This is a genomic window from Paenibacillus sp. NPDC101420 (assembly GCF_050277435.1).
Taxonomy (GTDB): Bacteria; Bacillota; Bacilli; order Paenibacillales; family Paenibacillaceae; genus Paenibacillus_AQ.
Genome location: NZ_JBNNSE010000002.1, coordinates 265,937 through 279,131, shown reverse-complemented (window position 1 = coordinate 279,131; position 13,195 = coordinate 265,937). Strand labels below are relative to the sequence as shown.

10 protein-coding genes are annotated in these 13,195 nt (G+C 42.4%); 3 read left to right on the top strand and 7 right to left on the bottom strand.

Features of this window, described 5'->3' with window-relative positions:
• The first annotated feature begins 91 nt into the window (after positions 1 to 91).
• Genes ACQKMP_RS09980 through ACQKMP_RS09970 form a run of 3 tightly spaced genes read left to right on the top strand, consistent with a single transcriptional unit; the run spans position 92 to position 4,418 of the window.
• Complete coding sequence (locus ACQKMP_RS09980; protein ID WP_427469319.1) at positions 92 to 1,861, top strand: sensor histidine kinase; 1,770 nt, start codon at positions 92 to 94, stop codon at positions 1,859 to 1,861.
• A gap of 11 nt (positions 1,862 to 1,872) precedes the next feature.
• Positions 1,873 to 3,117, top strand: coding sequence for a response regulator (locus ACQKMP_RS09975; RefSeq protein ID WP_427469318.1), 1,245 nt, complete (start codon positions 1,873 to 1,875; stop codon positions 3,115 to 3,117).
• A 23-nt stretch (positions 3,118 to 3,140) separates the two neighbouring features.
• Positions 3,141 to 4,418, top strand: coding sequence for an ABC transporter substrate-binding protein (locus tag ACQKMP_RS09970; RefSeq protein WP_341124465.1), 1,278 nt, complete (start codon positions 3,141 to 3,143; stop codon positions 4,416 to 4,418).
• 82 nt (positions 4,419 to 4,500) lie between these two features.
• Here the strand turns inward: ACQKMP_RS09970 and ACQKMP_RS09965 are convergent, their stop codons facing one another.
• The 7 genes from ACQKMP_RS09965 to ACQKMP_RS09935 form a co-directional block, all read right to left on the bottom strand.
• Complete coding sequence (locus ACQKMP_RS09965) at positions 4,501 to 6,099, bottom strand: ABC transporter substrate-binding protein (RefSeq protein ID WP_339242890.1); 1,599 nt, start codon at positions 6,097 to 6,099, stop codon at positions 4,501 to 4,503.
• 93 nt (positions 6,100 to 6,192) lie between these two features.
• Positions 6,193 to 7,155, bottom strand: a complete 963-nt coding sequence (locus ACQKMP_RS09960) for a carbohydrate ABC transporter permease (protein ID WP_427469317.1) — start codon at positions 7,153 to 7,155, stop codon at positions 6,193 to 6,195.
• A gap of 15 nt (positions 7,156 to 7,170) precedes the next feature.
• Complete coding sequence (locus ACQKMP_RS09955) at positions 7,171 to 8,163, bottom strand: ABC transporter permease (RefSeq protein ID WP_231573326.1); 993 nt, start codon at positions 8,161 to 8,163, stop codon at positions 7,171 to 7,173.
• 562 nt (positions 8,164 to 8,725) lie between these two features.
• Entirely contained in the window at positions 8,726 to 9,511 is a 786-nt protein-coding gene (locus ACQKMP_RS09950; protein ID WP_042190514.1) for a response regulator transcription factor, read from the bottom strand.
• A complete protein-coding gene (locus ACQKMP_RS09945) occupies positions 9,486 to 11,342 on the bottom strand; it encodes a cache domain-containing sensor histidine kinase (RefSeq protein ID WP_076284461.1) in 1,857 nt (618 codons plus the stop codon). Before ACQKMP_RS09945 ends, ACQKMP_RS09950 begins: the two co-directional genes overlap by 26 nt.
• 29 nt (positions 11,343 to 11,371) lie before the next feature.
• Positions 11,372 to 12,202 (bottom strand): carbohydrate ABC transporter permease, encoded by an 831-nt coding sequence (locus ACQKMP_RS09940; RefSeq protein WP_042129876.1) that lies wholly within the window; start codon positions 12,200 to 12,202, stop codon positions 11,372 to 11,374.
• Positions 12,202 to 13,086: a carbohydrate ABC transporter permease gene (locus ACQKMP_RS09935; RefSeq protein WP_042190519.1), complete on the bottom strand. Its 885-nt coding sequence runs from the start codon at positions 13,084 to 13,086 to the stop codon at positions 12,202 to 12,204. The genes ACQKMP_RS09940 and ACQKMP_RS09935 overlap by 1 nt, the downstream gene beginning before the upstream one ends.
• Positions 13,087 to 13,195: the final 109 nt, after the last annotated feature.

Below are 13,195 nucleotides of genomic sequence, written 5' to 3'. Positions count from 1 at the left end.
ATAAATATGTGTATTTTACGGCAAGGTATATTCGCTTTCATTTGCTTTTGTTACAATGTATGGAAGAATATCTTTTCATGCGGGTGATGACATGTCCAAGAAAATCTCCATCCTCGTTCAATTAATCATGGGTTTCTCACTGATCATTTTCACTATCGTAGCCTTTACGATTTTTTTGTCCTACCGATCGTCATCCCAAGCCGTTCTTAACCGGTCGAACCAATATATTCTGGAGTCCGTCAAACAACTTCAAGGTAAAATGGACGCTATCCTTCAAGATAACGACAAACTCTCTTCTACGATCATGTTCAGTCCCTTGATTCAAGAAACACTAGGAGACTTAGCAGAATCCCGCACACCTCCTACTGACGCTATGGATATCACCCGCTACATCGATCAACAGACACGTTCCATCAATTATGACATCCAGTTCAAGCTGCTCGGACTTTCAGATAATCAGGTATATACCAACAGCAGCTCCTTAAAAGTAATCTGGGACAGCGAGAGAGAAATCCGCGGCGCCTATTGGTTTCCAGCTATAGCCCAGAATAACGGCCGTATGCTCTGGTTTGGTGTAGATGTATGGCAGAACGGCACGATCCCAGTGGTCATGGGAGCTAGGCAAATTAATGATTGGAATGATTTAAATCGGCTAGGAACCCTATTTCTCGTCCTTCCTGTGGAGGTTATCCATAACGCTGTCAGCCAATTTCATCTTGGTAAGAATGAGAAAATTCAAATTATTGATTCCTTCAACACCATTGTTTATTCCACCGATCCAGATGAGATAGGTCTGTATATGGATGATAGAATTCTAAGTCAATTCAGTAATCATAAAGCACGAATCATCCCAAATACCATAAACTCCCGCAATATGTTCGTATCCTACGCTTATTCCCCCTACAGCGAGTGGAGCATTTTTGCTTACATTGATTCTAAAGAAGCTGTTAAAGATTTAAATGGCATTCGCAGAAATATTATTTTAATTGGCCTGCTCGGGATGGCCGCAGCGTTATTATTTACCTTCTTTTTCTCGTGGACACTGTCTAAGCCGCTTCGTAATCTCGCAACCAAGCTAAGCAACGTTGAACGCGGAACCACGCTACCGTTTGTAAAAACAACCATGAATAAAGAAATGGCTATCCTATACTCAAGCTATAACTCCATGCTTCAAAACCTAGACCATACGATTGCTGACCTCTCAAGCAAACAAATCAGTGAAAAACAAGCTCAGATCGTAGCTCTTAAAGCACAGTTTCGCCCTCATTTTCTCTACAATACATTGAACACCATCTATTGGTCACTGGCTAATAAACATATGCGAGAAGAGTCACAGATGGTTATTGCACTAAGCGATTTGCTTCGATACAGCATTGATCGTGGATCGGAATTTGTTACGGTTGATGAGGATTTACAACAACTAGAAAGGTTCATTTACCTGCAAAAACTACGCTACGAGGACAAACTACAGGTTGATCTGCACGTGAATCCTGAGGTCATGAATAGGCAGCTTATGAAGCTAACCCTTCAGCCCCTTGTAGAGAATGCTATCACGCATGGACTTGAACCTACACTACGCGAAGAATGGCTTATACGTATCCGGGCCTATAGTGAAGGCAACTCACTTGTGCTAACAGTAGAAGATAACGGAGAAGGCATGAGCGAGGCAAGAATGGAAGAGGCCTTAATCAGCGGCGAGGTTAATCCGGAGAAGCTGCTCCACACGGGTATCGGTCTCTCCAATCTGAATCATCGTATAGAACTAATCTATGGACATGGATTTGGCCTTCATTTATCAACCAGCGAGCTCGGAGGCTTACTCGTAAAAGTCACTGTTCCATTACAGTTCGATCAAGGGTAGGGGGCGAAGTGATGAAAGTGTTAATTGTTGACGACGAAAGTTTTGTCCGACGATCCCTGTCAGAAATGCTGGGAAGTGCGAACCATAATTTTAGCATCATTGGTTCAGTAGAGAACGGATTAGAAGCGATACAACTGTTAAAGGAGCAGACAATTGACCTTGTAATATCAGACATACGTATGCCTGGCATGGATGGACTCGAGCTTTCTAAGCATATCCATGAATGTCACCCTGACACAGAGACGATACTGCTCACTGGTTATCAGGATTTCTCCTATGCCAGCCAAGCCATAAGGTACGGTGTACGAGAATATCTGGTCAAGCCAAATTCAGTTGAAAATATCCTCGAAGTCGTAACAAGTGTGTATGAACGTCTGGAATTGAAGAAGCAACACAGGCAAGTCTCGCAGCTGCGAGAAAAGAATCTTCGGGAAAAACGCCTTTCTGATCTACTTTATGGCATTCCATTACCCTACTTTGAAGAACAGCTCATACCTCCCTTTCATTCTTTTGTCATCATTACTGTAAATCACCTAGGTGATGTTATGCCACAGTACTGGTCTGAACAAGCGATGTATGCGGCCGTAATCAATATATTAGAAGAGTGTTTTTCGCTTTACGCTAATGTTGTCGGCATTCAAGAGGAGCAAGAAGCGATAATCATGTTGTTTTATCCCGATGAACAATCCGAAAGAATCGATGAGGCGCTAACTCAGGAAATGATGATTAAGCTGTCTAGCCTCTTGAAATCGCCTTTCAGCGCGGGTGTCTCCAACCCTCACTATGATCTTGGAGCCCTCGCAACAGCTTATCATGAGAGCCTGCAGGCATGCCAACAGCTCAAAAAGGATAGTACCCGACCCGTTATCTATTATAGTGATGTATCCATGTGCTCAGCTTCTCCTCAGCTTACGGAACAACTACAGGTGAAGGCTACACGCAGGGTAATCTCTATGATGATTGAGGCTATGAATTCGCGACTCCAAGAGAACCTCTCTCTCAAAATGATTGCAGATGAATTATACATGAATCCAACCTATCTGGGCCGTCTGTTCAAGGACGATGTAGGAGAATGCTTCTCTAGTTTTCTTACCAAGCTTCGTATTCAAAAAGCGATAGAACTGCTAAATAATGTTACGCTCAAAGTTTACGAAGTTAGCGAATTAGTTGGCTTTAAAGATCCTGCGTACTTCAGCCTCATATTCAAGAAATACATGGGTATGACTCCTCAGGAATTTCAGAAGCACAACAAATAAAGACGAGGTGTGTTCTCTTGCATGTGAATGCTAAGTTGTTGACTATCCTGTTAAGCTTTGGATTGCTGCTTCATACAAGCGGTTGCCAGATCTCTCCTTCTAAGGAAGATATCGACCTTCAAGACCCGATCCAGCTGAACATCTGGCTTACGGCTGGATCAGGTCTTGAGCCGCTTATAGCAGAGTATCAATTGCAGCATCCCGAGCTAGAAATCCATATTCAGACCTCAACCTCCACGCAGCTTCCCGCCAAGCTGCAAACTTCATTCGCAGCAGGATATAGTTCCCCTGATGTGGCGGCCATTGATATTAGCTATTTGGATCGTTTCAAGCAGTTCCCCGATTATTTTTATAATCTAACAACATTTGGAGCGAATGATCTAAAGAATCAATTTCTGAGTTGGAAATGGCAGGAGGTGCTCGGTAATGATTTTATCTTCGGATTACCGACTGATATTGGTCCCTATGCTATGTTGTATCGGACTGACATCTTCGCGTTATCTGGACTCCCTACCAAACCTGAAGAAGTAGCAAAGCGAATCCAAACTTGGGACCAATTCCTCAAAGCCGGCACTAGAGTCCATGAGGCAACAGGCAAAGCCTTTGTCAATGACTTAGAGAATCTTTATCTAACCCTTCTGCGTCAGTCCAAGCTTCAATATTACAGCCCCACTTCCCAAGAGCTGATCATAGGAAATAATCCAGCAGTAAAAGGGGCTTGGGACTTTGCAATTCAAGCTCTGAAGCTGAATCTATCCGCAGGTATTGCTGTAGATACACAGCGCTGGGGCGCAGGTCTGCTAAACGGCGACTTTGCAGTGATGCTCTGTCCGGCTTGGATGATTGATCATATCAAGAGTAGTGCTCCAACAGCCAGCGGATTATGGAATGTAACGACCATCCCAGGAAATAGCGCTAATCGAGGAGGTTCCGTCCTTACCTTGCCTAGAACAGGCAGTCATCCAGAGGAGTCATTCGCGCTTATCAAATGGTTAACCGAGCCCGCACAACAGCTAATTTCATTTAAGTCAGAAGGGGCATTTCCCTCCACGCCCGAAATTTATGACGATCCCGAGATCCATAACCTGTCTGATCCCTATTTTCCTAATTCTGAGGTTGGACGTGTCCTCTCTACAGCAGCACAAGAAGTAGTTCCCACCTACTACGGTCCGCACCACGCCGATGTAGAAACAAATATGCTCGAGTATTTAACCAAAGCCGAGCAAGGTAAGCTAGATCCCGAGCAGGCTTGGTCACTTGCCATTCAGGTAGTGCAAAAAATAGATACTTCTTTCCGCTAACCTATTCACCAAGCGTACAATAAAGGCTATCCCCAGCGCATTAATCATGCCGGGGATAGCCTTTTAGTTTCATTTAAAGTATTTATTTTTGAGCAGCCAAGAAAGCATCTAGTTGTTTTTGTTTCTCTGCAATAATCTTATCAAGTCCGGCTTTCTTCAGCTTGTCGGCGTACTTAGTCAATACGGTATCGGGATCAACAGAACCCGTATCCAAACTGATGTCATATTCATCCATAACAGCTTTACAAGCTGCCATTTCAGTCTTCATAGAGGATGCGTCGAAGTTAAAACCGAGCGCAACAGAAGCTTTACCTTTGGAGTTGAAGGCCTTGAATTGCTCCCATTTGTCTGGAGCTTCACTTTCCCATACAGGATTCAGGAATTGGCTTCCAAGCATCCAGGCGGCAGCGGTATTATAGTCACCCGTTTTGTCAGTAGCTTTAATCGTATCACCGCTAACGACATCATAATGGACACCTTTTACACCAAATACGAGCAGATTATTGATTTCTTTATCCGTGTGCAAAAGATCTAATACCATCATGGCACGAGCTGGATCACCCGAGGAAGCGGAGATCGCTAACATTGATCCTGCTGCATCACTAGTAGAAATCGTCGGTTCGTTAAAAGCAATTTGTTTCAGTTTTCCGACCAAACCTGTAGCATTAGCCAATTCACTATCTTTACCAGGTTTAAGTGATTGTACTGTCATAAAGACATTACCGGCCTTCATTGCATCTTGCGTAGAATTTGTAGCCACGGCCGCATCTTTGTTAATATAACCTTTCTTCATATATTCACGAGTAAGCTTGATGATTTCTTTATAACGATCCAGTTCAATCATGGATTGAATTTTAGTATCCGATGAATCCTTAAGCAGAACGCCCGGAATTGAAGCATCACCAAGCGTATCGTACTGCGCCATGTACTGAGAGTTAAAGGTCTCTCCTTGTTTGAAGTACAGTGGGGTTAGGTCTGGTCTCTTCTCCTTTACGACTTTGAGCACGGCATCCAAATCTTGAATGGTCTTTACATTCGTCATATCAATACCCAGTTCATCAGCAATATCGGAGCGATAAACGATCCCGCCTTGTGCTGCTAGCTCCTTATTCGTAGGAACGGCATAATTCACACCATTGATCGCAGAACCTTTTAAGAATTGCGGGTCAAGATTTTTAAGAATCCCTTGGCCATATTCGTTCAATAGATTGCCATACTTGCCGTTATCATCATTAAGTGGGAGGTAAGCGCCTTTAGCTGAATTGGTTACATAATTTTTCCATTGGGCTGTAAAAATAATATCGAATTTCTCCTGACTGGCAATCTTCAGATTAACATCATTGTCCCATGGACCCCAGTCGATCGGTGCAATATCCAATTTGGCGTTAATTTTAGGTTCCAGAAGCTTATTGATAGCGTCTTCTACAACCTGCTCATCCTTTTGAACGGCACCGACATAGATTAACTTAACAGTATAAGGATCTAATATCTTCTCCGGTTCAGCTGTAGGATCTGCAGCGGGCTCATCTGTTGCCGCAGCATTGGTAGCGGTTGCATTTTCACTTGGCGCTGGTGAGGATCCTTCATTATTCCCGTTATTCCCTCCGCATCCAGCTAAGCTAAGACTGAGTACTACGATAAGCATCAGCGTTAAAAGTGTGCTTGTTCGAATAGCCTTCATGTACACCATAACCTCCCTCAAAATATTTATATATGCTGAATCGGACGTTCACACACTTGCATGGAACGCCGAATTAAGCCATTCCAATCCTCATTAGCCTTTAACAGCACCAACGGTAAGTCCTTTGATAAAATACTTTTGGAAGAAGGAGTAAACGAATACGATAGGACCGATCCCAATAACAGCCATTGCCATTCTTACTGTCTCTGTCGGCAGATTGATTTCTACACCTTGTGCAGCTAAGGCAGCCATCGCTTGAGGGCTTGCAGTCAGGAACTGAACGTTCAACATCGTCTTATACATTAGATACTGCAGATTGACATGCCCTTCGGGTGAAATAAAGATCAAGCTTAGATACCAGTCATTCCAATACGCCAAGGTTTGAAATAATCCCACTGTAGCTAGCACCGGTAACGACAAAGGTAGAATGATTTGAACGAAGATCCGAAACTCCGGTGCCCCGTCAATTTTAGCGGATTCAACTAGTGCCGGCGGGATTGTGTTTGCAAAAAAGGTTCGTAAAATGATGACAAAGAATGCTGAAACCAGCAGTGGCATAATCAGAATCCATAGCGTATCTTTCAAATGCATCATTTGAGTATAAACTAGATACCAGGGCACTAAGCCTCCATTAAACAAAAGTGTAAAAAACATAAAGAACGAAAAGAAATTACGATGTGGAAAATCCCCACGCGAGATAGGATAGGCATACATTGCCATAATTACGAGACTCAGAATCGTTCCAACCACCGTCACAAATAAGGAAACGGCAGCCGCATCTATGATTTGCCAATAATCTTTTAACAGAAATTCATATGACGAGATATCCCACTTGTTCGGGAAAAAGCTGTAGCCGTGCTGCACAACCGATTGTTCATCTGAGAACGATACGATAATCACGAGGATCAGTGGGACCACACAAATCGCCGTATAGATCCAGAAGAATAAATTAATTAACAAATTGGAGATATTAGAAATTTCATTGGGTTGTCTTTGCCGTTTAGCTCTCTTTCCTGTACGACCCGACGGCCCGATTGCAGTTTCTGTCTGGCTCAACACGCCCACCTCCCTCTAAAATAACGCATCATCTTTACTTATTCGTCGTACTGCTAGATTTGCTAAGAATATCAGTAGAAATCCTACAATAGATTGAACGAGACCCGCGGCAGAGGACATCCCAATATCACCAATCGCCAGGAAGGTCTGATATACATAGGTGTCGATAACTTGCGTAGTGGAGTATAATGCTCCTGCGTTTCTAGTCACCTGAAAGAACAATCCGAAGTCTGCGTTAAAAATCCTACCAATCTGCAGTAGCGTCATTACGATGATAACCGGACTGATCAGCGGCAGCGTGATTTTGCGAATCTGCTTCCATTTAGAAGCACCGTCAATCAGCGCAGCCTCATAATATTCGTGATCTATGCCGATGATCGCAGCCATATAAATGACCGTCGTATAGCCAATCTCTTTCCACAGCTTTACTATCACTAGAATCCCCGGCCAATATTGCGACTGCGAATACCATTCAATTGGATCAACCCCAAAGAACGGAAGCAGTGTCTTGTTCATGAACCCGTGCTCAGCACTTAGAAAGCCGTATACTAAATAACTGACGACGACCCATGAGAGAAAATATGGGAGAAACATCGCACTCTGATGGAATTTTGATAGCCATCTGCTGCGCATTTCGTTAAACATAATCGCAAAAGCCAGTGAAAAAAATAGTGTAAGTACAATAAACGCAGTGTTGTACAATAGGGTATTTCTTGTAATGATCCACGCCGTCTCTGTCGAGAATAAATATTTGAAATTCGAGAACCCGACCCAATCACTGCCTAGAATGCCCTTCTGGTAATTGATATCCTTAAAAGCAATTACCGTCCCTAACATCGGTATGTAGTTATTGATGATCAGAATAATAATGGCTGGGAGCATCATCAAATAGAACACCCAATATTTCTTCATCACTCTCAGAAAATTCGGCACTCTCCCCCTACCGCGTTTTTTTACTTCTGACAAGCTGACGGAAGGATTCGTCACACTCATATTCTGTTCCCCCATTTCCCCATCATCCTAATCTAGAGCCTTTTTCACGCTTGCTTGGCTATCGCCTTGCACTTCCTTCTTACACTCTAATTAAAACATATGATAAATTTTGGGAGTATAGGGAGCATATTATATTTCTATAAAAAAAGAGATGATTATCCTCAATAACTAAGGATAATCATCTCTACTGTTTAAAATCATTAAATTGGTTATAACTTATGTACCTTTATCACAGCCGCAGGCTGGTCGATAGCCCATGCATTCCCAAGGGAGTCCCCACATCCGCAGGAGTGGGATGACCCCATACCCACAACGAAGTGTGGTGAGGGAGAAGGAACGGAGAGGAGGTTTGGAACTGTAGGAGCGGAGCGTTCGCCTAAAAGCTTTCCTTGGAAAGCTACCTCGGAAGCATATGCTATCCTCGGATTTCAACCGCAAGCAGCGGTTTCCAATCAAGAAATCCGAGGATAACAGCGACCGGAAGTCCAAACATTCCTCCGTAGTGACGCTTACCTCACCATGCTGAGTAACAGACATTCCTTGCAGTGACGCTAAACATCACCATACGCCGCCGACCTCATAACACTTCGGTTCGGCACCGGTCACGATACTCCTTAGGAGACATCCCCGTCTGCTTCTGAAATACCTTCGTGAAATAACGTCGTTCCTGATAACCGACTCCGGAACCAATCACCGTAATGCTCTTATCGCTGTTAGTAAGCATAAACTTGGCAGCTTCAATTCGTTGTTGTGTTACGTATTCCACGAAAGTCATTGCAAAACGGTTCTTAAACAAGAGGCAGAAGTAACTGCCACTAATGCCGATCTTATTCGCCACTTCCTCAATCCCGATATCTGAATGAAGATGTTCAGTGATGTATTGAGCGGCCAAGTTCATTAGCTGATCCGGCGTTTTTTTGCCATTGTCAACTTCAGGAATCTCCTGAAACAAAGGGATACTATTATACAGTTTATTCTTAAACTGTTTACTACGGATATTAGCTCCGATCTCACGTACCTTATTGCCAAGCTCCTCATAATGTATCGGCTTACAAATGTATTCTTTTACCCCAAGCCGGATCGCTTCCCGTGCATAGTCAAATTCCTGATACCCGGTAAGAAGCAGTACCTCACTATCCAATCCTAATTCCCGCAGCTTTCCTACAAAAGTTAACCCGTCCATCACTGGCATACGAATGTCACTCAACACAAGATCGGGTTGCTCCTCTTCAGCAATGCGCAAGGCGTCCATACCGCTTCGCGCCATACCTACGACCTCCATCCCCATCTCCTGCCATGGCAACACTCTCTTCAGATTATTCAGAATTGGGGCTTCGTCATCTACCAATAATACTTTTAGCATAATGATCTTCCCCCTGCTCGTATTTAGGTATGACACATTGAATAATAGTACCATATCCTGGACTGGAACAAATAAATATTCCATATCTGTCACCGTATTCAATGCGGATGCGATCCGCTACACTGCGAATGCCAAGGCCTCTACGTTCAAGATTCATCCGGTTTTCCCGTTCAACTTCAACCTCTTGCTCCACAGGATCATTCACAATATATTGGAAAATAGACAACTGAGATGGTGTAATTCCAATACCGTTATCTTCAATTCGTAAAATTAAGTCCCCTTGCTTCTCCCAAACTTTCACAGAAACTTGACCTTTGTAATCAATACCCTCAAATCCATGTTGAATGCTATTCTCTACAAGCGGTTGCAAAGTAAGCTTTAAAATGCCGCAACTCATCAATTCTTGTGGGATATCAATATCGTATTCAAATAAATCCTCAAATCTAAATTTTTGAATATCCAAATAATTGCGCAGATGTTTAATCTCTTCATCCAGTGTAATTTCTTCTCGATCCTGAATGCTAATACGTAAAATACTTGCCAGTCGGTAGACCATCTCACTGACTTTCTTGCCTTCATTCTGTATAGCCAGAACATTAATCGACTCTAACGTATTGAATAAAAAATGCGGTTTAATCTGAGCCTGTAGAACACGCATCTCGGCTTGATTCTTGCGACGCTGTTCCAAATGGATTCTGTTAAACAACCGGTTAATTTTATCCATAAGATCATTAAAGCCTTTACCAAGAAGCGTTAACTCATCATTCCCCTTCACTTCTACCCGCGAAGTCAGATCTCCATCCTCAACACGTCGCATAAAACGAACAATTACGGCGATTGCACCAGTAATGCGATTCATAAAGAATAGATTGAAGATCACTGCTGCCAAAAAGCAAAGGAAGATAACCCCAACAAACCAGCGTGCAAATACTGTAACTTCTCGAGATAAAGAGTCCCATGAGGTTACAGACACTAGACTCCAAGGATAATCTTTCAAATGATACATGGAGAGAATACTTTTCTCCCCGTTATACTCTGTTTTAAAACTCTGAAACCCTTTTTTGAAGGTAATCTCTTTATTCGCGAATGACTGAATATCCTGCCCATCCAGCTTTTGATCTGGGTCAAATAGAATCATTCCGTCATCATTTACTAGCATAAACGAAACATCCTGATTACTATCCCCAATTTTTAAATTGCGAAATATCGATTCGAGCTCCCAATTTTTGATCTGTACAACAAGGATACCTATGTTCTGAAAGAAGCTCAGTTCCTTCACGAGTCGAATTTGTGTAAACACAGGTTCAGTTCCTGTAAGTTCGGGATACTCATGAGGAGCCAGCCATTTTGGCACGCCATTCAAATCCATTACTTCCTGGTACAAATCACTTTTTTTGAAAGTATCATAGGGTAGCGTTCGGAAATTTTCCTTATTAAAAAGCGACACGATTTCAGAGTTACCTCTACCGTTAAAATTGTATAAAAAAGCATAGCTAATCGATGGATGGTTAAACAACAGACTACGGAAATTGCGCTGGCTTGCATTCAAATTGAGTTGCTCAGCATCAGTCAAATCTTGATTAGAAGGATCTTCTGCGCTAAGTGCCATATGAAAAACCGAGGTAGCAATTCCGTTGTCTGTAACGTTATCCATATCTTTTAACACATTTGAAATACTGTAACTAATTGCTTTGAGTGAGTATTCCGACTGTTGACTGTACTTCTTCTCAATAGAGTTATAAGTCACGAAAAACATAAGCATGCCTAGAATAAATAAGGGAATGATTATCAGGCCCAAAAATGCCGTAAATAATTTATAGCGCAAATTCATCGGCTAGTGCTCCTGACTGAGAAAAAAAGTTATCCTTTTACGCCACCCGCAGTTACGCCTTCAATAATTTTTTCCTGTAAAATCGCATAAATCACAATTACTGGCAGAACGCTGAAGACGATACCCGCTGACATTTGTGCATAGTTCATCTGATATTGATCACGGAATTGAACCATACCCACTGGGAGCGTACGTAGTTCATCATTTGATAGGAAGTAGTTTGCCAGCAAGAATTCGTTCCAATTGCCCAGGAAATTAACAATGAATACAGTAACCATGGCAGGTACGGTTAGAGGTACAATAATTTTAGCAAAGATACCTGGTGCCTTCAACCCATCCATGACCGCTGCCTCTTCAATTTCTCTAGGCAACGAGCGCATAAATGCAGCCAATATAATTATCGTAAACGGAATTGCATTCGCGATATAAGGGATAATCAATGCCCAGTGCGTATTCAGAATTCCCATCTTACGTACAATCGTATAAATAGGAAGCATCAATGCGTTGTTTGGAATGAGCATTCCCACCATAACTAAGGTGAACAAAATCGTATTCCATTTGCCTTGGCGCATCCGAGTAACTGCAAAAGCAAACATAGACGCTAGAATGATAGATACTACAGAAGCCAATATGGAAATGTACAAACTGTTAAAAAAGTAGGTGCTGATCTTGGCATTTACCCAAGCTTCAACGTAGTTATTGAAGACGAACTCCTTTGGAATCCCAAAAGGGTTAAGTGCTATTGCATTGTTATCCTTTTTCACAGAGGAGAATAACACGAACAGGAAAGGAAATAGAATAACTAGTAGATAGGACAATAGTGCGACGTGTGGCAGACTTTTTTTCAGGGCGCGTGGCATCAGTATTCAATCCTTTCTGTGCGTCGGGCTATCAGCAGCTGATAAATAGCTGTAACCACCAATGTAAATACAAAGATCAGGACTGCAATGGCATTACCGTACCCGTACTTAAAGTTAGTGATAGCATATTTAATCATGTAAGTTGCCATTACATCGGTTGAACCAGCAGGTCCACCCTTAGTCATTACAATGACGATATCCGCCGCTTTCATTGCTCCAGCAATGGACAACATGATTACAACAGAAATGATCGGAACGATTAAAGGAAGCGTGATACGTGTAGCACGCTGGAATCCAGTTGCGCCATCAATGGCAGCTGCTTCATCCAATTCACCTGGTATCGACAGAATAGCTGCAAGTACCATTACAATGTAGAATCCGGTCCATTGCCAAGCATTCGTGATCAGGATGGATAACATTGCGAATCTTTCATCCGACAGCCAGTAAAGTGGATCAATACCAACTAAGCCTAGAACCTTATTTAAAAGTCCAATGTTGGGCTCATAAATGAAGCCCCATAGAATACCGATAACTGCTGTAGACATAATAGAAGGCATGAAGACCGCTGTCTTATACAAGCCTTTTAGCTTCTTTACATTCGATATCAATAACGAGAAGAATATGATTAACGGTACCTGTACAAAACAGGAGAAAAGAATGAAGAAACCGTTATTTTTGACAGATATCCAGAATCGTTCGTCTCCTAATGCCTTCTCAAAATTACTGATTCCGGCAGACTTGACTGTGTCAGATACCCCATTCCAGCTAGTAAAGCTGTAATAGATTGAACTAAAGATGGGATAGATGAAGAACATCGTGAACAAGATCAGTGCTGGAAGAATAAAAAGGAAAAATACCAATGGATTTCTTAGTGCTTTATTCATGACTACCTCCGGTTGCTTTGACATCTGGCGAACAATGAATGTTTAGAGCTTTGCAAACACATAATTTCTTTGAGTTTAAAAATGTACCCTGGTTCTGGCACCAGGGTAC

Bases quoted from the DNA above. Each gene is read 5' to 3' on its own strand.
- ACQKMP_RS09940 (WP_042129876.1), bottom strand. From the start codon at position 12,202: ATGCCACGCGCCCTGAAAAAAAGTCTGCCACACGTCGCACTATTGTCC.
- ACQKMP_RS09955 (WP_231573326.1), bottom strand. From the start codon at position 8,163: ATGGGGGAACAGAATATGAGTGTGACGAATCCTTCCGTCAGCTTGTCA.
- ACQKMP_RS09965 (WP_339242890.1), bottom strand. From the start codon at position 6,099: ATGAAGGCTATTCGAACAAGCACACTTTTAACGCTGATGCTTATCGTA.
- ACQKMP_RS09980 (WP_427469319.1), top strand. From the start codon at position 92: ATGTCCAAGAAAATCTCCATCCTCGTTCAATTAATCATGGGTTTCTCA.
- ACQKMP_RS09935 (WP_042190519.1), bottom strand. From the start codon at position 13,086: ATGAATAAAGCACTAAGAAATCCATTGGTATTTTTCCTTTTTATTCTT.
- ACQKMP_RS09975 (WP_427469318.1), top strand. From the start codon at position 1,873: ATGAAAGTGTTAATTGTTGACGACGAAAGTTTTGTCCGACGATCCCTG.
- ACQKMP_RS09950 (WP_042190514.1), bottom strand. From the start codon at position 9,511: ATGCTAAAAGTATTATTGGTAGATGACGAAGCCCCAATTCTGAATAAT.
- ACQKMP_RS09945 (WP_076284461.1), bottom strand. From the start codon at position 11,342: ATGAATTTGCGCTATAAATTATTTACGGCATTTTTGGGCCTGATAATC.